Origin of the sequence: Streptomyces sp. AC555_RSS877, from assembly GCF_019049245.1 — a bacterium.
Classification (GTDB): domain Bacteria; phylum Actinomycetota; class Actinomycetes; order Streptomycetales; family Streptomycetaceae; genus Streptomyces.
Genome location: NZ_JAGMUK010000228.1, coordinates 50,102 through 74,462 on the forward strand (window position 1 = coordinate 50,102; position 24,361 = coordinate 74,462).

22 protein-coding genes and 1 pseudogene are annotated in these 24,361 nt (G+C 71.2%); 12 read left to right on the forward strand and 11 right to left on the reverse strand.

Features of this window, described 5'->3' with window-relative positions; all coding sequences use genetic code 11:
• The 3 genes from KUM49_RS46750 to KUM49_RS46760 are packed head-to-tail and all read right to left on the reverse strand — an operon-like array spanning position 1 to position 2,351.
• Positions 1–774: an enoyl-CoA hydratase/isomerase family protein gene (locus tag KUM49_RS46750; RefSeq protein WP_217243098.1), complete on the reverse strand. Its 774-nt coding sequence runs from the start codon at positions 772–774 to the stop codon at positions 1–3.
• Positions 771–1,190 carry an OB-fold domain-containing protein gene (locus tag KUM49_RS46755; RefSeq protein WP_217243099.1) on the reverse strand — a complete coding sequence of 140 codons (420 nt, stop codon included), beginning with the start codon at positions 1,188–1,190 and terminating at the stop codon, positions 771–773. The genes KUM49_RS46750 and KUM49_RS46755 overlap by 4 nt, the downstream gene beginning before the upstream one ends.
• 3 nt (positions 1,191–1,193) lie before the next feature.
• Positions 1,194–2,351 carry a lipid-transfer protein gene (locus KUM49_RS46760; protein ID WP_217243100.1) on the reverse strand — a complete coding sequence of 386 codons (1,158 nt, stop codon included), beginning with the start codon at positions 2,349–2,351 and terminating at the stop codon, positions 1,194–1,196.
• A 97-nt stretch (positions 2,352–2,448) separates the two neighbouring features.
• Here KUM49_RS46760 and KUM49_RS46765 point away from each other — a divergent pair, with 97 nt between their 5' ends.
• A complete protein-coding gene (locus tag KUM49_RS46765; protein WP_217243101.1) occupies positions 2,449–4,059 on the forward strand; it encodes a FadD3 family acyl-CoA ligase in 1,611 nt (536 codons plus the stop codon).
• Between the two features lie 56 nt (positions 4,060–4,115).
• Here the strand turns inward: KUM49_RS46765 and KUM49_RS46770 are convergent, their stop codons facing one another.
• The 3 genes from KUM49_RS46770 to KUM49_RS46780 all read right to left on the reverse strand — a co-directional run bounded on the left by KUM49_RS46770 (position 4,116) and on the right by KUM49_RS46780 (position 9,083).
• Positions 4,116–5,339, reverse strand: coding sequence for an RNA-guided endonuclease TnpB family protein (locus KUM49_RS46770; protein ID WP_217243102.1), 1,224 nt, complete (start codon positions 5,337–5,339; stop codon positions 4,116–4,118).
• Between the two features lie 386 nt (positions 5,340–5,725).
• Complete coding sequence (locus KUM49_RS46775; RefSeq protein ID WP_217243103.1) at positions 5,726–5,926, reverse strand: hypothetical protein; 201 nt, start codon at positions 5,924–5,926, stop codon at positions 5,726–5,728.
• Positions 5,927–6,143: 217 nt separating this feature from the next.
• Positions 6,144–9,083: a BTAD domain-containing putative transcriptional regulator gene (locus KUM49_RS46780; protein WP_217243104.1), complete on the reverse strand. Its 2,940-nt coding sequence runs from the start codon at positions 9,081–9,083 to the stop codon at positions 6,144–6,146.
• Between the two features lie 569 nt (positions 9,084–9,652).
• On the opposite strand from KUM49_RS46780, the gene KUM49_RS46785 reads away from it, so the two are divergent.
• The 6 genes from KUM49_RS46785 (at position 9,653) to KUM49_RS46810 (ending at position 17,086) form a co-directional block, all read left to right on the forward strand.
• Positions 9,653–10,885, forward strand: a complete 1,233-nt coding sequence (locus KUM49_RS46785) for an amidohydrolase family protein (RefSeq protein ID WP_217243105.1) — start codon at positions 9,653–9,655, stop codon at positions 10,883–10,885.
• A gap of 7 nt (positions 10,886–10,892) precedes the next feature.
• A complete protein-coding gene (locus tag KUM49_RS46790; protein WP_217243106.1) occupies positions 10,893–11,810 on the forward strand; it encodes a TIGR03619 family F420-dependent LLM class oxidoreductase in 918 nt (305 codons plus the stop codon).
• Between the two features lie 18 nt (positions 11,811–11,828).
• A complete protein-coding gene (locus KUM49_RS46795; RefSeq protein ID WP_217243107.1) occupies positions 11,829–12,575 on the forward strand; it encodes an SDR family NAD(P)-dependent oxidoreductase in 747 nt (248 codons plus the stop codon).
• Between the two features lie 116 nt (positions 12,576–12,691).
• Complete coding sequence (locus tag KUM49_RS46800; protein ID WP_217243108.1) at positions 12,692–13,810, forward strand: LLM class flavin-dependent oxidoreductase; 1,119 nt, start codon at positions 12,692–12,694, stop codon at positions 13,808–13,810.
• A gap of 97 nt (positions 13,811–13,907) precedes the next feature.
• On the forward strand, positions 13,908–15,638 hold the full coding sequence (locus KUM49_RS46805; protein WP_217243109.1) for an amidohydrolase family protein: 1,731 nt from the start codon (positions 13,908–13,910) through the stop codon (positions 15,636–15,638).
• Positions 15,635–17,086 carry an aldehyde dehydrogenase family protein gene (locus tag KUM49_RS46810; RefSeq protein WP_217243110.1) on the forward strand — a complete coding sequence of 484 codons (1,452 nt, stop codon included), beginning with the start codon at positions 15,635–15,637 and terminating at the stop codon, positions 17,084–17,086. The genes KUM49_RS46805 and KUM49_RS46810 overlap by 4 nt, the downstream gene beginning before the upstream one ends.
• Positions 17,087–17,099: 13 nt before the next feature.
• Here the strand turns inward: KUM49_RS46810 and KUM49_RS46815 are convergent, their stop codons facing one another.
• The 4 genes and pseudogenes from KUM49_RS46815 to KUM49_RS46830 form a co-directional block, all read right to left on the reverse strand.
• Complete coding sequence (locus tag KUM49_RS46815; RefSeq protein WP_217243111.1) at positions 17,100–17,420, reverse strand: hypothetical protein; 321 nt, start codon at positions 17,418–17,420, stop codon at positions 17,100–17,102.
• Positions 17,421–17,437: 17 nt separating this feature from the next.
• Positions 17,438–18,124 (reverse strand): DUF6313 family protein, encoded by a 687-nt coding sequence (locus tag KUM49_RS46820; RefSeq protein ID WP_217243112.1) that lies wholly within the window; start codon positions 18,122–18,124, stop codon positions 17,438–17,440.
• A 235-nt stretch (positions 18,125–18,359) separates the two neighbouring features.
• Positions 18,360–18,548 carry a DUF397 domain-containing protein gene (locus tag KUM49_RS46825; RefSeq protein WP_217243113.1) on the reverse strand — a complete coding sequence of 63 codons (189 nt, stop codon included), beginning with the start codon at positions 18,546–18,548 and terminating at the stop codon, positions 18,360–18,362.
• Between the two features lie 10 nt (positions 18,549–18,558).
• A pseudogene (locus KUM49_RS46830) lies at positions 18,559–19,191 on the reverse strand (DUF5753 domain-containing protein); the annotation flags it as partial.
• A 117-nt stretch (positions 19,192–19,308) separates the two neighbouring features.
• On the opposite strand from KUM49_RS46830, the gene KUM49_RS46835 reads away from it, so the two are divergent.
• Positions 19,309–19,584, forward strand: coding sequence for a hypothetical protein (locus KUM49_RS46835; RefSeq protein ID WP_217243114.1), 276 nt, complete (start codon positions 19,309–19,311; stop codon positions 19,582–19,584).
• A gap of 292 nt (positions 19,585–19,876) precedes the next feature.
• Here KUM49_RS46835 and KUM49_RS46840 read toward each other — a convergent pair whose 3' ends face one another.
• A complete protein-coding gene (locus tag KUM49_RS46840; protein WP_217243115.1) occupies positions 19,877–20,272 on the reverse strand; it encodes a nitroreductase family deazaflavin-dependent oxidoreductase in 396 nt (131 codons plus the stop codon).
• Positions 20,273–20,371: 99 nt separating this feature from the next.
• Here KUM49_RS46840 and KUM49_RS46845 point away from each other — a divergent pair, with 99 nt between their 5' ends.
• The 4 genes from KUM49_RS46845 to KUM49_RS46860 all read left to right on the forward strand — a co-directional run bounded on the left by KUM49_RS46845 (position 20,372) and on the right by KUM49_RS46860 (position 24,361).
• Complete coding sequence (locus tag KUM49_RS46845; RefSeq protein WP_217243116.1) at positions 20,372–21,202, forward strand: endonuclease/exonuclease/phosphatase family protein; 831 nt, start codon at positions 20,372–20,374, stop codon at positions 21,200–21,202.
• A 458-nt stretch (positions 21,203–21,660) separates the two neighbouring features.
• Entirely contained in the window at positions 21,661–23,250 is a 1,590-nt protein-coding gene (locus KUM49_RS46850) for a peptidoglycan-binding protein (RefSeq protein WP_217243117.1), read from the forward strand.
• 141 nt (positions 23,251–23,391) lie between these two features.
• Entirely contained in the window at positions 23,392–23,784 is a 393-nt protein-coding gene (locus KUM49_RS46855) for a hypothetical protein (protein WP_217243118.1), read from the forward strand.
• Between the two features lie 19 nt (positions 23,785–23,803).
• Entirely contained in the window at positions 23,804–24,361 is a 558-nt protein-coding gene (locus KUM49_RS46860) for a protease inhibitor I42 family protein (protein ID WP_308407031.1), read from the forward strand.

The window sequence follows — 24,361 nt, forward strand, 5'->3', positions numbered from 1 at the left end:
TCAACGCAGACGGAACCTGCCGCCGCGCCGGCCGGAGAACAGCTCCGCCTGCCGCTCGGCGGGCAGGTTCCCCAGCGAGATGAGATGCGGCGCCTGCGCGAACCCCTGCGCTCGCGCCGACTCCTTCGCCGCCCACAGCGCGCGGACCGTTCCCTGGGTGGCCTCCGCCGGATGCCCGGCGATGACGGCGGCACAGGCGGTCGCGGCCTCCAACGCCCCGCCCGGCTCGGTGAGTTCGGAGACGAGCCCGATGTCGTGGGCCCGCCGCGCGGAGATCCGCTCCGCCGTGCCCATCAGCGTCATCCGCGCCACCTCCCCGAACGGCATCCGCTGCGCCATCAGCACCGACTCGTACGCGCTGACCATGCCGTAGGTGGTGTGCGGGTCGAAGAACGTGGCGGTCGTGTCCGCGACGACGAACTCCGACTCCCCGAGCAGATAGAAGGCGCCGCCACAGGCCATCCCGTGCACGGCGGCGACGACCGGCTTCCACAGGTCGTTCGCCTTCGGCCCGACCGTGAGCAGCGGATCGTCCTGCATGTACGGCGACGTCGGCTGCGGTACCACGGCGTCCCGGTCGATCCCGGTGCAGAACGCCCGCTCCCCGGCGCCGGTGAGGACGACGGCCCGCACCGAGTCGTCGAACCGCAACTCCCGCCACGTGGCCCTGAGTTCGTCGGCCATCGTGAGGTCGATGGCGTTGAGCCTGGCCGGCCGGTCGAGGGTGACGACGGCGACGCCGGTGTCCTGGCCGGCGTCGACGCGCACGCTCACGGCCGCTCCGGGATCCACTGCGGGAGCCCGGTCGTCCCGTCGTACGCGAAGCTCACCCTGGCGCCGATCCGGATGCCGTGCGGATCAACGGAGTCGAGAGGGGCGCCGGGCTCCCTGACCAGGTTGCCGACGAGCCGTATGTGCGGCGCGTCGGCGAGCTCGACGAGGACGACGTTGTACGGCGCCAGCGCCGCGTAGTCCGGCAGGAGCGGCGGATGCGGAACGACGTACGACCAGACGCGCCCCTGTCCGGACATCGCCCGCCATCCGCTCGCGAAGGACCGGCAGTGCGGACAGCACGGGCGGGGCGGGAAGCGGAGCTCTCCGCAGTCGGCGCAGGCCTGGACGCGGAGCTCGCCCTGGGCGGCGTACCGCCAGAACGGGGCGCCGTCGGGGTCGGTGACGGGGGTCAGCACGGGTCAGCTCCTCAGCAGCAGGGCGGAGGTGGGGACACCCTCGCCCGCGGTGACGAGGCAGGTGGCGGCGGCCGGGACCTGTGCCGTACTGGTTCCCCGGAGCTGCTTCACGCCTTCGTTGATCAGGTTGAAGCCATGGACGTACGCCTCGCTGAGCCCGCCGCCCCCGGTGTTCAGGGGCAGCCGCCCGCCGATCTCCAGGGCGCCCCCCTCCGTGAAGGCGCCGCCCTCGCCGCGGTCGCAGAAGCCGTAGCCCTCCAGGGAGAGGGGGACCAGGGGCGTGAACGCGTCGTAGATCTGGGCGACGTCGACGTCCTGGGGCGTGAAGTCGGCGTGTTTCCACAGGTGCCGGGCGGCGGTCCAGGCGGGGCCGGTGAGGGGGTCGTCGTTCCAGTAGTTGACCATGCCGTGGTGCTGGGCCGGGAGCCCCTGGGCGGCGGCGTGGACGTAGACGGGTCTGCGCCGGCAGTCCCGGGCCCGCTCCCTGCTGACGATCACACAGGCCAGCGCCCCGTCGGTCTCCAGGCAGTTGTCGAAGAGGCAGAGGGGCTCGCTGATCCAGCGGGAGGTCATGTACATCTCCCGGGTGAGGGGGCGGTCGTACATGATCGCGGCGGGGTTCTGGTTCGCGCGGTTGCGGCAGGCCAGGGCGACGTTGAACAGGTGGTCGCGGGTGGCGCCGTATGCGTGCAGGTAGCGGCGGGCGAGCATGGCTATCTCGTCCACGGGGCGCAGGAGACCGAAGGGCCGCGTCCACTGGGCGGGGGTGGGGAGCTGGACGGTGGTGTTCTTCCAGGGCCGGGGCCCGGACCCCCGCTTGCGTGACCTCCAGGCGACGCCGACGGTGGCCTGTCCCGTGGCGACGGCGGCGGCGAGATGGGCGACGGTGGCACAGGAGCCGCCGCCGCCGAACCCGATCCTGCTGAAGAAGGTGAGGTCGCCGAAACCGACGGCCTTCGCGAGCTCGACCTCGTCGGTCTCCTCCATCGTGTACGAGGCGAGGGCGTCGACCTCGCCGGGCGCGATCCCGGCGTCGTCGAGAGCGGCGAGAACGGCACGGCAGGCGAGGGTCTTCTCGTCCTCGGGGAGGTGCTTGGCGAAGGGGGTCTCACCGATGCCGACGATGGCGGTGGCGTCCTTGATTCCTGCTGCTCCGGCCATGCTGGGCGTTACCTCCGCACGCTCGCTGGGCGGCTGACAGACCGTCAGACTACAGCTAATCTGACGGGTAGTCAGCTAGTGGGACTGGAGGCCTCTCGTGCGCGGTGACTTGGAGTGGGGCAGCATTCCGGGACTGGTCAGGTGGGCGGCCGAGCGGTACCCGGACGTCGAGGCGGTGGTGGACGGCCGTACCCGCATCTCCTACGGCGAGCTGGGCGCCCGCGTGGACCGCGCGGCGGCCGCCTGCATCGCGAACGGCGTCGCGGCCGGCGACCGGGTCGGGATCTGGGCCCCGAACACCCTCGACTGGATCGTCTCCGCCCTGGGCGCGGTCTCGGCGGGCGCGGTACTGGTGCCGTTGAACACCCGCTTCAAGGGGACGGAAGCGGCGGGCGTACTGCGGCGCAGCGGCGCCCGGCTGCTGTTCGTGACGGGGACGTTCCTCGGGACGTCGTACGTGGCGTCACTGCGGAGGGCGGCGGAGCGGGGGGCGGGTGACGGAGTGCTGCCGGGGCTGCCGGCACTGGAGCAGGTGGTCGTCCTGTCCGACGACGCCCCCGCCGACTTCCGCACCTGGAAGGACTTCCTGGCGAGCGGCGACGCGGTGGCGCAGGCGGAGGTCCGGGCCCGGGCCTTGGCGGTCCCCGGCTCGGCGCCCTCGGACATCATCTACACCTCCGGTACGACCGGCCGCCCCAAGGGCGCGGTGATCACCCACGCGCAGACCCTGCGGGCCTACGAGGTGTGGAGCGACCTGGCAGGACTGCGGCAGGGCGACCGCTACCTGATCGTCAACCCGTTCTTCCACACCTTCGGCTACAAAGCGGGCGTGATCGCCTGCCTGATGCGGGGCGCGACGATGATCCCCCAGCCGGTCTTCGGCGTCGACACCGTGCTGGCCAACATCGCGGCGGAACGGGTGTCGGTCCTGCCCGGCCCGCCGACCCTGCACCAGTCGTTGCTGGACCACCCGGCCAGGGACGCCCACGACCTCTCCGCCCTGCGCCTGGTGGTGACGGGCGCGGCGGTGGTGCCGCTCCGCCTGGTCGAGCGGTTGCGGGGCGAACTGGGCGTCGGGACGGTCCTCACGGCGTACGGCCTCTCCGAGGCGAGCGGCATCGTCACGATGTGCCGCCGCGGCGACGACCCGGCGGTCATCGCGTCGACGTCGGGCCGGGCGATACCGGGGGTGGAGGTGCGGGTGGTGGACGCCGGGGGACGGACGGCGGGGCCCGGTGTCCCCGGCGAGGTCATGGTCCGCGGCTTCGCCGTCATGCGCGGCTACTACGACGACGGGGCCGAGGCCGAGGGTGCGACGGCCGAGGTGCTGGGGGCCGACGGCTGGCTGCGCACCGGAGACGTGGGCGTGCTGGACGAGGCGGGCAACCTGCGCATCACCGACCGCCTGAAGGACATGTTCATCGTCGGCGGCTTCAACGCCTACCCGGCGGAGATCGAGCAACTGCTGGGCCTGCACCCGGGCGTGGCCGACGTGGCGGTGATCGGCGTACCGGATCCCCGGCTGGGGGAGGTCGGCAAGGCGTACGTCGTCCGGCGGCCGGGGGCCGTGCTGACGGGGGACGACCTGATCGCCTGGGCGCGACGCGAGATGGCGAACTACAAGGTCCCGAGGACGGTGGAGTTCCTTCGGGAGCTGCCGCGGAACGCCGGCGGGAAGGTGGTCAAGGGGGAGTTGCGGGGCCGTTGACTTGCTCCTCGGGCTGAAGCCCGAGGATTCTGGCCTTCTCGTCCGTTGCTGTGCCGCTACGCGGTACGGGGTTCGGACGGGATTCCATGGCTTCCTGCTTCGTCGCGCTGTGCCGGGACGAGTCCTGGTCTGACCTGCGCTCCACAGGCTGTCACCGCCAGTCCGGCGGCCGTTTTCACGTTCTTCGCGGCATTGTGGTCCCGGTCGTGCACCGCACCGCAGGCGGCGCAGGTCCATTCCCGGATGTGCAGGGGCTTGGGGCCGTCCTTGGCCCCACACGCCGAACACACCTGACTGGTCGGCTCGAACCGGCCGATCTTCACCAAGGTGCGCCCGTACCGGACCGCTTTGTACTCCAGCATGTGCACGAATTGCGCCCAGCCCGCGTCATGCACACTCTTCGCCAGCCTGGTGCGCGCCAGTCCCTTGACCGCCAGGTCCTCCACACCGATCGCTTGGTTGTCGCGGATCAGCCGAGTGGAGAGCTGGTGGTGGAACTCCCGGCGCGCGTCGGCCACCTTCGCGTGGGCGCGGGCGGCCTTCAGGCGTGCCTTCTCCCGGTTCCTGGATCCCTTCTGCTTGCGGGACAGCTCCCGCTGGGCCTTCTTCAGCCTCTTCTCCGCCCGGCGCAGGAAGCGCGGGGAGTCGATCACGCGGCCATCGGAGAGGACGGCGAAGTGGGTCAGGCCCAGGTCGATACCGACCCTCTGGTCGGTGCCGGGCATCCGGGCGGCGTCAGCGGCCGGGTCGGTGTCGATGACGAATGAGGCGAAGTACCGTCCCGCCGCGTCCTTGACCACGGTGACCGAGGAGGGCTGTGCGGGCAGGGTGCGGGACCACTTCACCTGCACCGCGCCGATCTTCGGGAGGTTCAGCCTCCCGGAACCGGTGATCGACCAGCGGGCATTGGGGGTGAAGCGGATCGACTGACGGCTGTCCTTGCGGGACTTGAAGCGGGGCGCACCGCTCTTCGCGCCCCTGCGCTCGCCCCTGAGGGAGGCGAAGAAGTTCTTGTAGGCGGTCTCCGCATCGCGCAGGGACTGCTGGAGGACGACCGCGGAGACCTCGCCCAGCCAGGACCGCTCGGGTGTCTGCCTGGCCTGGGTGATCAGCTGCTTCGACAAGTGCCCGGCGGTGGGGAAGGCCAGCCCAGCCGTGCGGGCGTCCTCGCGGGCGCGCACGGCATCGTTGTACACGACGCGGGCGCACCCGAACGCCCTGGCCAGCGCGAGGCGTTGGGCGGTGTCCGGGTACAGCCTGAAGGCGTACCGAAGCTGCATGCGGTGATCGTACGAACGAGCGCCACCCGCCACCAGGGGGAACGTATGAACGGTCGGTACTCCCTTGAACCGGGAGGAGCGGAACGGTCCGAACGAGGGAGGCGTTGCCCGGCATCGCCGGATCGGGCCCCTGACGCTCCGCGTCGGCCGTGATGACGCCTGCGCTCTCCTGCTCCGCAGGACAGCATCCGTGACGCTCCGCGTCACCATGACAGATTCGCTTCACCACCGGCCTGAAGGCCGATGCACTGCGAATGAATCCCGGTAGCGGACGGAGGGGGCCGGCGCGGTCACGGAACGTCCTGAGGCGGATGCCGGACACGCCTCGACCGCGGCGGCTTCCCCTCCGCGCCGCCGCGGTCGATCCCCCGTCCGGAAAGGCCTGGTCAGGCCGGCTCGTCCGTGGCGTGCACGTTGTCCGTCGACGCCTCGCCCGTGTCCTCGTCGGTCACCTTGAGCGGCTTGGTGGTGGCGTGCACGTTCTTGGTCGTGATGGGCTCGCTGGTGGCGTGGACGTTGTCCGTCGTGGCGTCACCGGTCGGCTCGCCCGTGGCGTGGACGTTGTCGGTGCTGTTCTCGTCGCTCATGTCGCTGACTCCCCTGTGTTGTGCGATGGACTGAGAGATCCGCCCGGCAACTCCCCCGAGGGCTGTCGGGCGGATCTGCTGGGCCGGTTCACCCTAAGAGGTCCGGCCGCTCGTCGCTCCGCCTGCCCCCCGACGCGACGGCTCGACACGGTTGAGAGTGCCGGGCGGCGATAAACGAATGATGAACGCGGAACGCCGGGCGGCCGGGGACGCCGCCTCAGACCACCGGTGCCGGCTTCAGCAGGCTCCTGACCTCGGCCGCTTCCGGAGATCCCAACACGTCGAAGATCTCCAGGGCTTCCCGCCAGCACACCTGGGCCCGGTCGCGCTGACCGATCCCGTCGAGCGCCTGCCCCAGCACCGTGAGGACGTTTCCGCGTCGCCACTCGCCGCCGATGCCGCGCAGCAGGGTCAGGGCCGTCTCGGCGTTCACCGCGGCCTTGGCCGGGCGACGTGCCGCGAGGTCGAGTTCGGCGAGGCGGAACAGGGTCATGCCCTCCCACAGGCGTTGGCGGCTGTCCCGGAACACCTGGAGGGCCTGGTGCAGGCACTCGGTCGCCTCGGACAGCCTCCCGCTCTGGGTGAGGGCGAGACCCAGCGCGTACCGGCCGTTGGCTCCCCGCAGGGCGTGCCCCATGTCGTCGTACATCGCCGCGCCCCGCTGGGCCATCGCCACCGCGGTGTCCGTCCGGCCGGTGGCCAGATGGATGCGGGACAGGTTGCACAGGGCGCTGGCCTCACCGGGCCGGTCGCCGAGGGCCCGGAAACTGTCGATGGCGCGGGTGAAGTGCTCCTCGCCCTCCTGGTGCCGGTTCTGGTACAGCGCGACCACCCCGCTGATGTTGGACGACCAGCAGCCCGTGAGCGGGTCGTCGGCCTCCCGGGCCAGCTTCGTGGCTCGCTCGGCTTCCCGGACGGCCACGTCGAACCTGCTGCCGGAGATGTGGTGGACGAAGGCCAGCATCGTCAGCGCCCGTGCCTCCGTGCGGGAGTCCCCGGCTTCCTGCGCCGCGTCCCGCAGGAGTCCGGCGACGGCCTCGTACTCCTTGGAGTTGGCACCCGACTCGGCCAGGTCGACCGCCGCCCAGAGGATGTCGACGGCGCGCCGCAGCGTCGCGGGCCGGGCGGACTGGCGTACGCACGCGAGCAGGGAAACCGCCTCGGCGTACAGCCAGTCCTGCGCCGCGTGACGGTCGGAGAAGGCCAGCCCCGGGTACGCGGTGCGCTCCAGGTGGTCCACGAGCCGGTCCTCGGGCCGTTCGATCAGGTAGACGCCCGCGACGGTGGCGAGGTAGAAGTCCAGCAGCCGGGACATCGCCGCCTCCCGCTCACTGGGCGGCCACTCGTCCCGCTCCGCGCAGGCACGCGCGTAGAGCCGCACCAGATCGTGGTACCGGTAGCGGCCGGGGGCCGCCGACTCCAGCAGCGAGGTGTCGACGAGGGACTCCAGCAGGTCCTCGGTCTCCTCCACCGGCAGGTCCAGCACCGCCGCGGCCGCCGCCAGCGAGAGGTCCGGTCCGTCCGCCAGTCCGAGCAGCCGGAACGCGCGGGCCTGGGCGGGCTCCAGTGCCCCGTACCCGAGCTCGAAGGTGGCCTTCACCGCGAGGTCGCCGGCCTGGAGCTCGTCCAGGCGACGGCGTTCGTCCGCCAGCTTCGCCGCCAGGACCGAGACCGTCCACGTGCGGCGGGCCGCCAGGCGGGAGGCGGCGATGCGGATCGCCAGAGGGAGGAACCCGCATGCCGCCACGACGTCCAGGGCGGCCTTCCGCTCCGAGCGCACGCGTTCCTCGCCGACGATCTTCGTGAAGAGCTGCAGGGCCTCGTCCGGGGACATCACGTCGAGGTCGACGAGGTGGGCCCCCGCCAGGTCCACCATCCGGACGCGGGAGGTGACCAGTGCCGCGCAGCCCTCCATGCCGGGGAGCAGCGGGCGTACCTGGGCGGCGTCGCGGGCGTTGTCCAGCAGCACCAGAACCCGGCGGCCGTCCAGCATCGAGCGGTACAGCGCCGCCCGTTCCTCCAGGGTGTCGGGGATGGCGGAATCGGCGGTGCCCAGTGCCCGCAGGAACGAGCCGAGGACCGTCTCCGGCTCCGCCGCCCGCGCGCCGGCGCCCTGCAGGTCCACGTACAACTGGCCGTCGGGGAACGCTCCCCGCGCCTGGTGCGCCACGTGGACCGCCAGGGTCGTCTTGCCGACGCCGCCGATGCCCGCCACGGCCGACACAGCCATGACCCGGCCCTCCGCCAAGGCCAGCACCTCGCCGAGCTCCGACACGAAGGCGGCGCGGCCCGTGAAGTCGGGGACGGTGGCGGGGAGCTGGGCCGGGCGTACCGGCGCGGCGGCCGGCTCCGCCCTGGGCGCCGACGGTTCCGCCAGGCCTGGGTCGGCCTGAAGGATCCGCTGTTGCAGCTCCCGCAGTCCCGGGCGCGGGTCCACGCCGAGTTCGTCGGCGAGCAGGCGGCGCGTGTCCGCGTACACGGCCAGCGCCTCCGCCTGGCGTCCGCTGCGGTACAGCGCCAGCATCAGCAGCTCGCGCAGCCGCTCGCGCAGGGGGTGCGCCGCCGTCAGCGCGGTCAGCTCCGAGACCGCCTCCGCGTGGCAGCCCTGCTCCAGGTCCATGTCCAGGCGGGACTCCAGCAGTTGGAGCCGCCATTCCTCCAGGCGGACCCGCTGCGCCTCCGCGTACGGGCCCGGCACGCCGGCCAGCGCCTCGCCGTCCCACAGGGCCAGGGCCCGGCCCAGGACGTCCCGCGCGTGGCACAGGTCTCCGGCCGAGCGGGCCTTCTCCGCCTCCGCCGCCAGGTCCTGCACGACGGAGAGGTCCAGCGCACCGTCGCCCAGCCCACGGACCGCGTACCCTCCGGACTCGCTCACCAGTACGCCGGGGCCCAGCACCTTCCGGAGCCGGGAGGCGTACGTCCGCAGCGCCGCCAGGGCCTGCGAGGGCGGCTCCTCACCCCACAGGGCGTCGATCAGTTCGGCGGCGGTGGCCGTGCGGCCCTCGCGGAGCAGCAGGGCGGCCAGGAGGGCGCGTTGCTGGGGAGAGCCGGTGCTCAGTGACTCCTCGCCGCGCCAGGCACGCACCGGCCCGAGCACAGCGAAGCGCAGTGCTACGGCGGTCTCTTCGGCGGCGGGCCCGCCGGACTCCGCGGTCAAGGCCGCCTCCTGAGAGCCACGCCCGACCGATTCCGGTGCCAGAGCCGCCCTTTGTCCCCCGGACGCACCGGATCCCGCTGCCACGGACACCACTTCACCCCCCGGCGCCCCGGCCTCCGCCCCGGCCCCGGGCGCTCCGGCCCGTACGACTGCGGCCCCGGCCTCGGTCTCCGCCCCGTCGGATCCAGTCGCCACGGCCGACCCACACCCCTCGTCAGCCCCGGGCTCGCCTGATCCGTGAGTCACGGTCGCCGCCTCGGCCCCCCGCACGCCCGTTCCCGGCACTACCGCCTCCTCCTCGGAGAAGCCGGGACGGCGCCTCTGCTCCGGTACACGCGGTACCTCCGGCACTCGCGGTACACCGTCCATCGCCGTCGTCCCCCTAGATGTCCTGAGCCACCCCGCCAGTTTGCCTTGTTCATGGCAGATGCGTCAGCTGCGGGGGGCGCGATCACAGGGAGGCGCGCGGGATATCACAAGCCCCTCACGCCCTCTCCCCACCTGCTGGGGAACGCGCAAGCCCCATCCCGCTAGCTGACGGACCGTCAGATCGGCGCTACCGTGCCCCCATGGAGACCAACTCACCTCTTCCTCCGATCATTTCCGTCGACGACCACACCGTCGAACCCCCCACCGTCTGGCAGGACCGGCTCCCGAAGAAGTACCTCGGCACCGGTCCCCGCACGGTCCGCGCCCCCCTCAAGGAGATGACCTTCCTCGGCGGCCGCTTCAAGCCCGTCATGGGCAAGCCGGGTGACGACGGTCCCCTCGGCGACTGGTGGGTCTACGAGGACCTGCACCGCCCCCTCACCCGCCTCGACACCGCCGTCGGCTACAGCAGGGACGAGATCAAGCTGGAGGTCATCACCTACGAGCAGATGCGGCCGGGGTCGTACGACGTCCCCGCCCGCCTCGCCGACATGGACGTCAACCACGTCCAGTCCGCCGTCTGCTTCCCGACCTTCCCGCGCTTCTGCGGCCAGACCTTCACGGAGGCGAAGGACCACGAGCTCGGCCTCCTGTGCGTCCAGGCCTACAACGACTGGATGGTGGAGGAGTGGTGCGGGCCCGAGGCGCACGGCCGCCTCATTCCGCTCACCCTCATCCCCCTCTGGGACGCCGAACTGGCAGCCGCGGAAGTCCGCCGCAACGCCGCCCGCGGTGTCCGTGCGGTCGCGTTCTCCGAGATACCCCCGCACCTGGGGCTGCCGTCCGTCCACACCGACGACTGGGACCCCTTCCTCGCGGCCTGCGACGAGACCGGCACGGTCATCGCCATGCACATCGGCTCCAGCAGCCGTATGCCGTCGACCTCCGCCGACGCCCCGCCCGCCGTCGGCTCCACCATCACCTTCGCCAACTGCTGTTTCTCGATGGTGGACTGGCTGATGAGCGGCAAGTTCGAGCGCTTCCCGAACCTCAAGGTCATGTACGCGGAGGGCCAGATCGGCTGGATCCCCTACATCCTCGAACGCGCCGACGTCGTCTGGGAGGAGAACCGCGGCTGGGGCGGGGTCGCCGACAAGGTCCACCGGCCGCCGTCCGAGCTGTTCGCCGAGCACGTCTACGGCTGTTTCTTCGACGACGCCTTCGGTCTGCGGAACCTGGACGCCGTCGGAGTCGGGAACGTCCTGTACGAGACCGACTACCCCCACTCCGACTCGACCTGGCCGAAGTCGCGGGAGGTCGGCGAGGCCCAGATGGGGCACCTCACTCCGGACGTGGTGGAACGGATCGTGCGGGGCAACGCCATCGACCTGCTCGGGCTCACCCCGGACGGACTCTGGAACGGTCCGAGGTGATCGAGGGATGATCCCGTACGGCATCCAGCTCCCCGTCCAGTCCCAGAGCACCCTCTACGCCGAGCCGTGGGAGGCCGCCGCCGGCCCGGGTGACCTCGTCGAGATCGCCAGGACCGCCGACCGCGCCGGATTCTCGTACGTCGCCTGCTGCGACCACGTCGCCATCCCGCGTCGGCTCGCGTCCGCGATGAGTACGGTCTGGTACGACCCGATCGCCACCCTCGCCTTCCTGGCCGCCGCCACCGAACGCGTCCGGCTGCTCAGCCACGTCGCCGTCGTCGGTCTGCGCCATCCGTTGCTCAGCGCCAAGCAGTACGCGACCCTCGACCACCTGAGCGGCGGGCGGCTGATCCTCGGGGTGGGGGCCGGGCATGTGCCCGAGGAGTTCGAGGCGCTCGGGGTCGACTTCCGGCAGCGCGGGGCCGTGCTCGACGAGTCGCTCGACGCCCTGCGCGGGGCGCTCGGCTCCGACGAGTTCCCCGAACACCACGGCAAGCTCTACGACTTCCAGGACCTCGGCCAGCGTCCCCGGCCGGCCCAGACCCGCGTCCCCTTCTGGGTCGGCGGCTCCTCGCCCGCCGCCGTCCGCCGGGCCGCGCTCAAGGGCGACGGCTGGCTTCCGCAGGGCGACCCGCGTGACCGGCTGCCCGCACAGATCGAGACGATCAGAAGCATCCGGGAAGAGGCCGCCGTCCAGGGATCCTTCACCGTCGGTGCCATCGCCGAGCCGCTGTACGTCGGCACGCCCACCTGGGACGTCGGGCGCCGCACCCTCACCGGCCCGCCCGACGCCCTCGCCGAGTCCCTGCGCGCCTATCGCGCGATGGGCGTCCAGCAGATCCAGGTCAGGTTCCGGAGCCGGAGCCGTACCGAACTCACCGACCAGATGGCCGCCTTCGGCGCGGACATAGGCCCGCACCTGTAATTCCGACAAGGAGACAGCATGGGCAAGCTGGACGGACGCGTCGTGATCGTCACCGGGGCGGCGCGCGGGCAGGGGGAGCAGGAGGCGCGGCTGTTCCGCGAGGAGGGGGCCGAGGTCGTCGTGGCCGATGTGCTCGACGAGCAGGGGCAGGCTCTCGCGAAGGAGATCGGGGCGCTGTACGTGCATCTCGACGTGGGGCGGGAGGAGGAGTGGAGGGCCGCGGCCGACGCGGTCACGGAGGCGTACGGCCATGTCGACGGGCTCGTCAACAACGCCGGCATCCTCCGCTTCAACAGTCTCCTCGACACACCCCTCGACGAGTTCATGGGTGTCCTGCGGGTCAACCAGGTCGGCTGCTTCCTGGGCATCAAGACCGTGGCACCCCGGATGCGCGACGGGGGCACGATCGTCAACACCGCCTCCTACACCGGGATGACCGGGATGGCGTACGTGGGGGCGTACGCGGCCACCAAGCACGCGATCGTCGGGCTCACACGGGTGGCCGCGCTGGAGCTGGCGGACCGGGGGATACGGGTCAACGCCATGTGCCCGGGAGCCATCGACACCGCGATGAGCAATCCGGGTGCCGACCCCGAGGGTGCGACGGACGCGCTCTACCGCAAGCTCGTGCCGCTCGGACGGATCGGGCGCCCGGAGGAGGTGGCCAGACTCGCGCTCTTCCTGACCTCCGAGGACTCCTCCTACATCACGGGGCAGCCGTTCGTGATCGACGGGGGCTGGCTCGCGGGCGTGACCGTCGTCTGACTGGCCATCAGCTATTGACGGTCCATGCCCGCGGTGCCACAGTCGGCGTCAAGCAAATCTGACGGTACGTCAGAAATCATGCACCCAGATACCAGAACCGGGGACGGTGAACCTCCTTGGAATTCGGGCTCTTTGTACAGGGATACGTGGGCAAGCGCGCCGAGACCGACCCGCTGGCCGAGCACAAGGCGCTGATGGAGGAGACCGAGTACGTCATCCAGGCGGACAGGTCGGGCTTCAAGTACGCCTGGGCGTCCGAGCACCACTTCCTGGAGGAGTACTCCCACCTCTCCGCCAACGACGTCTTCCTCGGCTACCTCGCACACGCCACCGAGCGCATCCACCTCGGCTCCGGGATCTTCAACCCGCTCGCCCAGGTCAACCACCCGGTGAAGGTCGCCGAGAAGGTCGCCATGCTCGACCATCTCACCCAGAACCGCTTCGAGTTCGGCAGCGGACGCGGGGCCGGCTCGCACGAGATCCTGGGCTTCCTCCCCGGCATCACCGACATGAACCACACGAAGGAGATCTGGGAAGAGACCATCGCCGAGTTCCCGAAGATGTGGCTCCAGGACGAGTACGTCGGCTTCCAGGGCAAGCACTGGCAGCTCCCGCCGAGGAAGATCCTGCCCAAGCCGTACGGGAAGTCCCACCCCGCGATGTGGTACGCCGCCGGGTCGCCGCCCTCGTACGCCATGGCCGCCCGCAAGGGCCTCGGGGTGCTCGGCTTCAGTGTGCAGAAGGTCTCCGACATGGAGTGGGTCCTCGAGCAGTACAAGACGGCGGTCGTGGACGCCGAGCCGATCGGCGCCTTCGTCAACGACAACGTGATGGTGACGACCACCGCGATCTGCGCGCCGACGCACGCCGAGGCGATCGAGATCGCCGTCAACGGCGGGCTGCACTATCTGCCGTCGCTGGTGTTCCGGTACCACGACACGTTTCCCCGTCCCGAGGGGTTCCCGGTGTGGCCGGAGATCCTGCCCGAGTACACCGCGGAGTTCGTCGAGGTCCTCATCGAGGAGGAGCTGCTGATCTGCGGGGATCCGGACGAGGTGTTCCGGCAGTGCAAGCGGTGGGAGCAGGCGGGGGCAGATCAGTTGAGCTTCGGGCTGCCGGTGGGGGTGCCGAAGCAGGAGACGTTGCAGACGATCCGGCTGATCGGGGAGCACGTGATTCCGAAGATCGACACGGATCCGGTGCATCGGACGTCGCGGTTCCGGGCTGCCGTGTGATCGCCGTTGCGGGGGGCGGGTGCGTGGGGGGCTGGTCGCGCAGTTCCCCGCGCCCTTGAGGTACGTACACCGGCCCGGCGTTCAAGGAGGCTAGCCCATGCTCGATCACGTCATTGAAGGCGCGACCGTCGTCGACGGTACGGGCGCGCCCGCCTACGTTGCGGACGTCGGTGTCCGCGACGGTCGTATCGCCGCCATCGGCACGGTCACCGAAGAAGCCCGGACCACCGAGGACGCGCACGGCCTCGTCCTCGCCCCCGGCTTCGTCGATCCGCACACGCACTACGACGCCCAGCTGTTCTGGGACCCGTACGCGACCCCTTCCCTCAATCACGGCGTCACGACGGTCGCCGCCGGCAACTGCGGGTTCACCCTGGCGCCCCTGAACCCGGCACGCCCCGAGGACGCCGACTACACCCGCCGCATGATGTCCAAGGTCGAGGGCATGTCCCTGGTCGCGCTGGAGGAGGGAGCGCCCTGGACCTGGCACGGCTTCGGCGAGTACCTGGACGCGCTGGAGGGGCGGATCGCCGTCAACGCCGGCTTCATGGTGGGGCACTGCGCGCTGCGGCGGTACGTCATGGGACCGGACGCGATCGGCGGACAGCCGAGCGAGGAACAGCTCGCGGCGATGCTCCGCTTGTTCCACGAGGCGATGGACGCGGGCGCCTGGGGCTTGTCCACCACCCAGTCGTCCACCCACTCCGACGGCGACGGCAAGCCGGTCGCCTCCCGGCACGCCCTGCCCGCCGAGCTGCTGGCGCTGTCGCGGGCCGTCGGTGAACACGAGGGCACGCAGATCGAGGCGATCGTCGCCGGCTGTCTCGACCAGTTCAGCGACGCGGAGATCGACCTGCTCGCGGAGATGAGCGCGGCGGCCGGACGCCCCCTGAACTGGAACGTCCTGACCGTCGACGCGTCCGTCCCCGAGCGGGTGCCCCGGCAGCTCCTCGCGAGCGAGCGGGCACGGAAGGCGGGCGGCAGGGTCGTCGCGCTCACCATGCCGATCCTCACGCCGATGAACATGTCCCTGGGCACCTTCTGCGCCCTCAACCTCATCCCGGGCTGGGGCCCGATCCTCGCCCTGCCCGTCCCGGAACGGATCGAGAAGCTGCGCGACCCGTCCGTCCGGGCCGAGATGCTGGAGCGGGCCGGGTCCAAGGAGGCGGGCGTCTTCCGGCGGCTGGCGCACTTCGGGCGGTACGTCATCGGCGACACGTACAGCGAGGCGAACCGGGGCCTGAGCGGGCGGGTCGTGCGGGACATCGCTGCGGAACGCGGCCAGGACCCGTTCGCGTGCCTGGTCGAGATCTGCGCCGCCGACGAGCTGCGTACGGTGCTGTGGCCCATGCCGACCGACAACGACCCGGCGTCCTGGGCCCTGCGCGCCGAGACCTGGCAGCACGAGGACGTGCTGCTCGGCGGCTCGGACGCGGGCGCGCACCTGGACCGGATGTGCGGAGCCCCGTACACGACCCGCTTCATCGGGGACTGTCTGCGCGGCCGGAAACTGGTGGGCCTGGAGCAGGCCGTGAAGATGCTGACGGCCGATCCGGCGCGGCTGTTCGGGCTGCGGGAGCGCGGGCAGGTGCGGGAGGGCTGGCATGCGGACCTCGTCCTCTTCGACCCGGAACGGATCGCCGCGGGCACGGCCACCCTGGTGCACGACCTGCCGGGAGACAGCCCCCGGCTGGACTCCAAGGCCATCGGGATCCGGGCCGTATGGGTCAACGGGGTCGAGGCGATCCGGGACGACGTGGTGAGCGGGTCGGTACCGGGGAAGGTGCTGCGCTCGGGGCGGGACACGCGGACGGTGGCGACCAGGTGACCGAGGGACAGCGGCTGTTCGTCGGCGGTGCCTGGGTCGAGCCGGAGGGTGGTCACTACGAGGTCGTCGACCCGGCGACCGAGGGGACCGTCGGGTGGGCGCCGGAGGCCTCGCGGGACCAGGTGCGCGCGGCCTGCGCTGCGGCCCGCGAGGCCTTCGGGCCGTGGTCGCGTACGGCGCCGGAGGAACGGGCGGCGGTGCTGGCGCGCGCCGCGGACATCATCCGGGACCGCCTGGTGCCGTACGCGGAGCTGGCCCGGGCGGAGACCGGGGCGACGACGGGTACGGCGCGCGGGATGCAGGTCGGGGTGGCCGCCGCCCGTTTCCGGCGCTACGCGCGTGTGGAACCCGCCGAGTGGGCGATCGCGCCACAGATCAACGAGGCCGGGCCGATGGGACGGGCGGCGGTGATGGGCGCGCTGGCCGTGCGACAGCCGGTCGGGGTCGTCACCTGCATCACGTCCTACAACAACCCCTGGGCCAACCCGGCGGGCAAGGTCGCCCCGGCGTTGGCCATGGGCAACACGGTGGTGGTGAAGCCGGCCCCGCAGGATCCCCTCTCCGTCTACCGGATGGCGGAGGCACTGGAGGCGGCCGGGGTGCCGCGCGGCGTGGTGAACGTCGTCTCCGGACGGTCGGTCGAGGTGGGGGAGGCGGCCGTCGCGTCCCCCGACGTCGACATGGTGAGTTTCACGGGTTCGACGGTGGTCGGGCAGCGGATCGCCGAGGTCTGCGGCCGGTCCATGAAACGTCAGTTGATGGAGCTGGGCGGGAAGGGGGCGGCGGTCGTCTTCGACGACGCGGACGTCGGGTCGGCGGTGGCCGGGATCGGGACGACGTTCTCCTTCTACAGCGGCCAGATCTGCACGGCGCCGACGCGGGTGCTCGCGCAGCGAGGGGTGTACGACCGTCTCGTCGAGCAACTGGCCGCGTATGCAGGCCGGTTGAAAGTGGGCGACCCGCGGGAGCCGGACACGGTGGTCGGCCCGGTGATCTCGTCCGCGCACCGGGACCGGGTGGAGTCGTACGTCGAACTCGGCCGGAAGGAGGGCGCGGTGGTGGTGACGGGCGGCGAACGGCCGCCGCTGGACCGGGGTTTCCACGTCGCCCCCACCCTCCTCGCCGACTGCACCAACGACATGCGCGTGGCCCGCGAGGAGATCTTCGGCCCGGTCGTGTCGGTCGTCCCCTTCGACGAAGAGGAGGAGGGGGTCGAACTCGCCAACGACACCGACTACGGACTCATCGACTACGTCTGGTCGGCGGACGTGGCCCGCGCCTTCCGGGTGGCACGGCGACTCCGGGCCGGCGGGGTCGGCGTGAACACCGTCGGCCGCAACATGGAGGCGCCGTTCGGTGGGTTCAAGAGGAGCGGGGTCGGGCGGGACGTGGGGTCGTACGCGCTGCACGCCTACAGCGAGGTGCAGGCGATCGTGTGGCCGGGGTGAGCTCCGGCCCTGCTCAGCCGCGCCCTGGGTCGTCGGGATCCGGATCGCGGACCGGTAGACGGGGGGCTCGGTCGGGCCTCGTCCAGAATCGGGTGCCCGCTGGACGCGCCTCGGGGTAGTACTGGCGCTCGACCTCCTCCGGGTTCTCGCCGACGGCGGCCATCAGGTCCAGGAGCATGCGCTCCGCGTGGCCGGGATCGAGCCGCTCGCCCACTCCCTCCGACCCCCAGCGCACGACGAGCTCGGCAGCCCGCGTCAGTTCCTCATCGCTCGCCTGAGGAAAGGCCAGAGCCAGGGAGGCGCGGGCGAGTTCCACTGCACTCTCGGTGGGCATGAGTCACCTCCTCGTCGTCATCGAGCGTTGCACACCCGGCACCGTCCGTACATCACGGCGGGCGCCCGGAGATGGATGCGCGTAAAGCTCTGCGCTGCGCGCAGGCACTCGTGCCGGTCCAACTGCGCGTACTCCTCAGTGCACATCGCGTCCCTGACGGCGATCTCCCAGTGGTTCAGTGCGAGCCGCCAGTTGTTGTTGTGCGCGACGCGCACGAAGACGTCGACGAATTCCTGCCGGCCTGCGCCGACGGCGGTGGTCGGGTCGGCGTGTACGTATCGCGTCAGGTCGTCGATCAGGTACGGGAAACGGATCCGCTGGCCGAGCGTGCGCCGCTGGTACATCTTGCCCGTGGGCAGCGACTTCACGTTCTTGATGCGGTTCGCGATCACTTCACCGGCCACGCCACCGATGATCGCGGGTACCAGGAGCCAGCCGACGAGCGACAGGAGCCAGAGCCATTTGCGCTCGGGCGACTCCATCAGGGTCACCGTCTGATAGACGTCCAGCGGCGTCTCAGCCCGCGCGGCCAAGGTCCATGCGAGAGCGAGCACCGCGACGACAGGCATACCCCAGTCGATTAACCACTGGGTGATGCCCGACAGTGCCTTCCTGGACCGCCAGAGCCGACGCACCAACCGCCAAGGGTTTGCGCCGGGTGGCGGGTTCAGGGTGGTCGGCTGCGGAAGCATGCTGACCGTCAACGGCACCCCCCGGTGATGTTTACGTACGTATCGTGAATATCGCCGTTCCCGTCACGTCTCATGCGTATCGGACGTGGGGAATTCAGCGGTTGGTCGGCTCGGGCGGGCCACTGGCGGTCGTGCCCCCGTGCTGTTGAGCCGGAGGCTGCGGAGGCGAGTGGCGGGCAGGCCGGATGTGCGCCGGTGGTCTCCAGCACGGGATTGCCGACGCGGTGCTATGTCGCGTCGGACGGGTTCACGGCCGGCCCGCCGCCTTCAGCATGCCGAGCAGGGCACCGAACGCGACGGGATCGGCGGTGAGGACGGCTTGGGCGGGGTCGGCGCTTTCGGTGACGTGGACGGTGGTGGGGGAGGGGGCGGATATGTGGACGCAGGCCTCACCTTCTTGGCAGTAGGACGACTTCTGCCAGAGGGGAGTGGGCATGTCGGCTCCTTCACAGGTTGTGGGCGATGGAACGGATCAGATCCCGGGACTTCTCCGGGCCGAGGGCCGTGGCTTCGACGACGTCCAGGAGGCGCCGGTACTTCTCCAGGTGGGCCTCGGCATTCAGAAGGACCGGACCGTGGAACTGGTCCAGTTGCACGGTGTCCAACTCCGGTACGGGGCCGCACAGGTAGTTGATGGACTGGCCTGACCCTGGGAACGCCCCGACGTCGAAGGGGAGTACGCGCAGGGTGATGTGGTCCCGTTCGCTCATGTCGATCAGGTGATGGAGCTGCTCTCTGGCCACCCGTCGGCCGCCGACCCGCATGTGCAGGGCGGCTTCGTGGACGACGGTGCTGTACGGATTCGGGTTCTCCCGGAACACGACGTCCTGGCGTTTGATGCGGTGCGAGACGCGGTGCTCGACTTCCGGCGGGGTGGGAGTCGGAATCGCCTGGCTGAAGATCTCCCGGGCGTGCTCGGTGGTCTGGAGCATGCCGGGAATGTGCGCGGTGAAGGCGGTGCGGATGGCCGTTGCGTGGTGCTCCAGCTCGGCGAGCGTGAGCAGCCCCGACGGAAGCACATCTCGGTAGGCGTCCCACCAACAGCCGCGGGTCTTCTCTCCGGCCATGTCGACGAACGAGCTGGGCGCGTCGAAGGGCGGCAAGCTGCTGTGGGCCGAGTGCGGGGACGGGGCGGCGAAGTGGTGAGCCGGGCCATACTGAGAAGTGGAGCCATGCCCTTGCACCAGGAGCAGACCATGAGCGCACAGCCCGAGCACGGCTGGGGAGCGATGCCGCTGCCCGAGATCCGGACCGTGGACGACGTGCGCGGTGCGCTCAGCCGCTACGGCTTCCCGGGTGACCGGGAGCGCTTCGAGGAGGAGCTGGCCGCCGCCATAGGAGCTTCCCCGACCAACGACTTCGAGGGCGCCGCCGCAGTGGTCCGCGCCTACCGGCACCGGGTTCTGATCAGGAACTCGCCCGAGATCATGGCCGCCCTCGAGGAGGCGCGCGCCGGAGGCGGCCCCACGTGAACGAACCGTTGGAGGAGGCCGAGCCTGCGAGGAAGGCGTTCGGCGACCTGACGGAGGGGGAGCGGGAAGTCGTCCGGGAGCACTCGTGACCATCGGCCGCGACCCGGCGGTCGGCCGCGAGATCCCGGGCTGGCGGCCCCGTCCGTGGAGTACACGTACACGACACCCCTCGCACGCGATTCAGCCGAGCGACCACGGTCGTGTACACGCACACGCCGGGCATGGGAGTGACGGTCGTCCACTACTTCCGTGACCCACAGGTGGTGGACTGAGTCCGGCCGGGGCCCTGACCTCACCCGTCCAGATCCACCCGCACCGTCAGCAGATCCGTCCCGAACGCCCGGACCCCGACGCTGTTGAGCCGGGGCAGGCCGCGCAGTCGCGCCACCGGGTCGTCGTCGGGGAGCAGGTGGGCCGTGCCCGGATGCCAGCGTCCGCGGATCCGTACCCGTACCCGCGGATCGGCCTTGATGTTGCGGACGTACTGGGACCGTTCGCCGAACTCCGACACCAGCCAGAAGGAGTCGCCGACGCGGCGGCCGCCCACCGGGGTGTGGCGGGGCAGGCCGGAGACGCGGCCCGTGGTCTCCAGGACCGTCTGGAGAGGGAGGCGGCGCAGTACAGGGTTGCCGACTCGGCGTTGGAAGGTCGTGGCGGCGCGGAACCTGAGATCGGCGAGGCGGGACATCGTCCGTGGGGCTCCTTGTGACGGAAGGGGCGGCGGGATCGTTCGCACGGCTGCTTCAATGGTCGCCCACGCGGCGCAAATCGAGGACGGTGGCTGCGGATGCGGGTCGTGACCTGGAACCTGTGGTGGCGCTTCGGCCCCTGGGAAGCACGGCAGAAGGCGATCATCGAGGTGCTGCGGGATCTGCGCCCCGACGTCGTCGGTCTGCAGGAGGTGTGGGCCGCGGGCGGGGAGAACCAGGCCGAGTGGCTCGCCGAGGAGCTGGGCCTGCACTGGGCCTGGGCGCCCTCCCCGTCCCCCGAACGCTGGCGGCAACGCCTCGGGGACCCCACGGTCGACATAGGCAACGCGGTGCTGAGCCGCTGGCCGGTCGTCGAGCAGGCGGTGCTGGCGCTGCCCGCACCGGCCGGCCTCGCCGACGGCCGCACGGCCCTGTACGCCCGCCTGGCCACCCCCGCCTACGACGTCCCCTTCTTCACCACCCACCTCACCTCGGCCCCCGCCGCCTCGGCGGTGCGCTGCGGCCAGGTCACCGCCCTCGCGAGGTTCGTCGCCCGCCACCGCGGCGACACCCCGTTCCCGCCCGTCGTCACCGGGGACTTCAACGCCTGGCCGGACTCGGACGCGGTCCGGCTGTTCGGCGGGTACAAGACCGAGCCGGTCGTACCCGGCCAAGTCCTCTACGACGCCTGGGAGTACGCCGGCCCGGCCGCGCCCTCCGCCACCTGGACCCCGGAGAACCCCTACGCGGCCCGGGTGTTGGAGCCCCCCGTCCGTATCGACTACATCCACGTGGGCCCACCCGGCCCGGCCGGCGAGGGCCACGTCCGGCACGTCCGGCGGGCGGGCGACGGGCCGGTGGACGGGGTGTGGGCCTCGGATCACGCGGCGGTGGTGGCCGACCTGGCGGCGGACGAGCTCAGCACCTGACCCTGCCCTGTGCGGGGTTGGCGTACCTGCCCCGGTCCCGCCCCTGCGCGGGGTCGGCGTACCCGCCCGGTCCTGCCCCCGTGCGGGGTCGGCGTACCTGTTCCCGACCCGCCCTGCGCGGGATGCCGTACCCGCCGGGTCCTGCCCGTGCGCGGGGTTGCCGTTCCTGTCCCGGTCCTTCCCGTGCACGGGGGTTGCCGTACCCGCCGGGTCCTGCCCCTGGGCGGGGATGCCGCACCCGCCCAGTCCGCCCCTGCGCGGGGCGCCGCGCCTGCCCCCGACCCGCCCCGCGCGGGGATGCCGTGGGAGCCGTGTGCACGGCGTGTGAGCTTCGGGTCGGTGCGCTCGGCGCCGTGTTAACGTCCCGCGGGCATGATCATGTTCAGTACCCCCGCACGGGCAGCCGCGTCGAAGGCGCCGGTACCGCGGGGACGGAAAACGGGGGAACGGGGCCGGCGATGACAGGAGTTCTGCGGCGGATCGACGAGTCCGCGTCCGAGCGGGCCGAGCGGCTGGCCGGGCTGGGCGACCGGATGCTGAAGGCCGGGAGCAAGAACGACCTGCTCGATCTGATCGACCTCGCGTTCGCCGAGCCCCCGCCGGAGGGTGACCCGGGAACCCTGGAATCGCTGGGCATGCGGTACCGCGACCAGCTCGACGAGGCCATGGGCCTGCACGAGCGGGTGGACAGGGTGGCCCGCAAGGGGCTGCCGGAGGTCTGGGTCGGCGACACGAGCGTCCTCGCCTCGGACGCGGTGAGTGCCGTGTCGCGGACGGTGTCGGAGATGGCGGAGGCGTTCGAGGGCGGTTCCCGGGCGCTCATCGTCCTGGCCGACGCGATCATGGAGGCCCAGCGCCAGGACGGCGAGGGCCGGGGGAAGTTGCAGCAGGCGCTGTCGGAGATGGGCAGCGACCGCGAAGGTTTCTTCGACGAGTTGCGCGAGAACGACGAGGAGGAGTGGGACCGGGCGAACGCCGCCCACTTCGCCTCCTACGGCGTCGGTCTGATGCGCAAGGCCGTTCTCGCCGCCGGCGAGGCCTGCCGCGTCGCGGCCCGGGACCTGAACAAGTGGGCCACGGAGGCCCGCGCCGGGAAGATGGACACCGACGAACTGTCCGCGGTCGACCGTCTCATGCTCGCCGACACCAGCAATGTGAAGGGCGCGGCCGAGTACAACGAGATCCTTTCCGCGGCCGAACTGGAGCGCTCCGGGCGGGCCATGGAGAACCTCCCGCCGGCCGACCGGGCCCGGATGGAACTGCTCATGGCGAACGCCTCCTCCCCGCAGGAGAAGGCGTATCTCATGAAGGGCCTCGCCGCGGGCCGAAGCGTCGACGAGATCGACGAGTTCGCCTTCAAGATCCAGGGCAAGGACCCGGCCTGGCTGCAGCGGCACCTGTCGCCGATCACCACCCAGGGCGACAGCCTGAAGGACGAGGGGACGAACCCCGACGGGTCCAGCGTCAACATCGACGACCAGACGTTCAACGGCCAGAAGTGGGTCCAGGGCGGCGACGGCTCGGAGGGCACCTGCGTGGCCTCCTCCACCGTCACCGCGCGCGCCATGGTCGACCCCCTCTACGCCCTCGACATCACCGGCGGCCCCAGCGGCCAGGAGGACGACCCCGAGGCCTTCCGGCAGCGTCTGGTGGAGGAGCAGCACCGGCTGCACACGGAAGGCGACGGCGGCGAGAAGTGGAGCGGCATGGGCCCCGAGGGGCAGGAACGCATCGCCGACGACGCCATCGGCGGCGCCACCGGCGACGACTACCAGCGCCGCGACATGAACACCGCCGACGAACGCAGGCAGGCCCTGACCGACGTCGAGAAGGCGGTCGCGGAAGGGAAGCCGGTCCCGGTCGACGTCAGGAGCGACGACGGCGCCCATGCGATGACCATCATCGGCCAGGAGGGCGACATGCTGCAGATCTACAACCCCTGGGGCACCACCACCTGGGTCAGCGAGGACGACTTCATCAACGGCAACATGGGCAAGGCGTCCAACGGTGAACTCGACGACGCGTACAGCGTCTACGTCCCGCAGTAGGGCGCTGGTCAGCGGCCGTCTTGATGATGGTGTGGGAGCCGCGTGCGGGCCGTGTGACGCGAGGAGGTCCGGGCCGCTGCCGCGTGTTAGCCTCCCCGCCGACGTGATCAACGGGGGATAGGGGGGATACGGGGGATGACGATGCCTTCTGCACAGGACTCCACGTCCGCGCGGGACTTCTCGGTCAGCAAGAGCGGGCTCACCGGCCAGGCGAAAGAGCTGAACGAGGCGGGCGACGACGCGGGGAAGATCCGTACCGCGGTCGACTCCAGGGCCTGCTACGCGACGGACCTCCTGGGCGGCGCCGTCTCCGCGGAGGCGATCAACTCGTACATCGCGGCCTGGGCGGCGGAGGCCCGCACGATCGAGGACGCGCTGCACGAGCTCGCCGACAAGCTGCACCTGGCCAAGGGGGCGTACTCCGGCAGCGACGGCCTCGTCGAGACCCGGGTCAACAGCGTGGCCGTGGCCGAGAGCGAGATGTCCACGATGCCGACCTTCGGCGAGCGGCCCTCGGTGCTGTCCCAGTACTGAGGGGCGAGGAAGCGAAACAGTGAACCCAACGATGCGTACGGCGTCCACTTCCCGGAACAGAACGGGGGCTGGGGGCACCGGAGTCACCGCGGTCGCCCTCCTCGCCCTCCTCGCGCTCGCGACGGGCTGCGGAACGGGAACCGACGAGTCCGCCGAGCCCACCGCGCCCAGGAGCCACCCCGCCCAGGACCGCAGCATCTCCGCCGAGGTCGGGGAGCGCTTCACGCTCACCGTCGAGGAGAACGCCTCCACCCGCGAGCACTGGTACCTGGGCGACCCCGGGCCCGACACCTCGGTGGTCCGCGACCGGGGCAGCAAGAGTGCGTCGGACTCCGGCGACGAGCCGGTGCCCGGCGCGGGCAGCGACCTCACCTTCACCTTCGAGGCCACCGGCAAGGGCAGCACCGAGATCGTGCTGATGCACTGCACGTTCAAGACCAGCTGCGAGGGCGACGGCAGCAGCGCGGCCTCCCCGGAGCCGACGCAGACGCAGACGAAGACGAAGACGCCGACCGCGTCCCCGTCCGCCACCCCGTCCGAGCCCGAGCGGGTCACCTACACCGTCACCGTCAGCTGA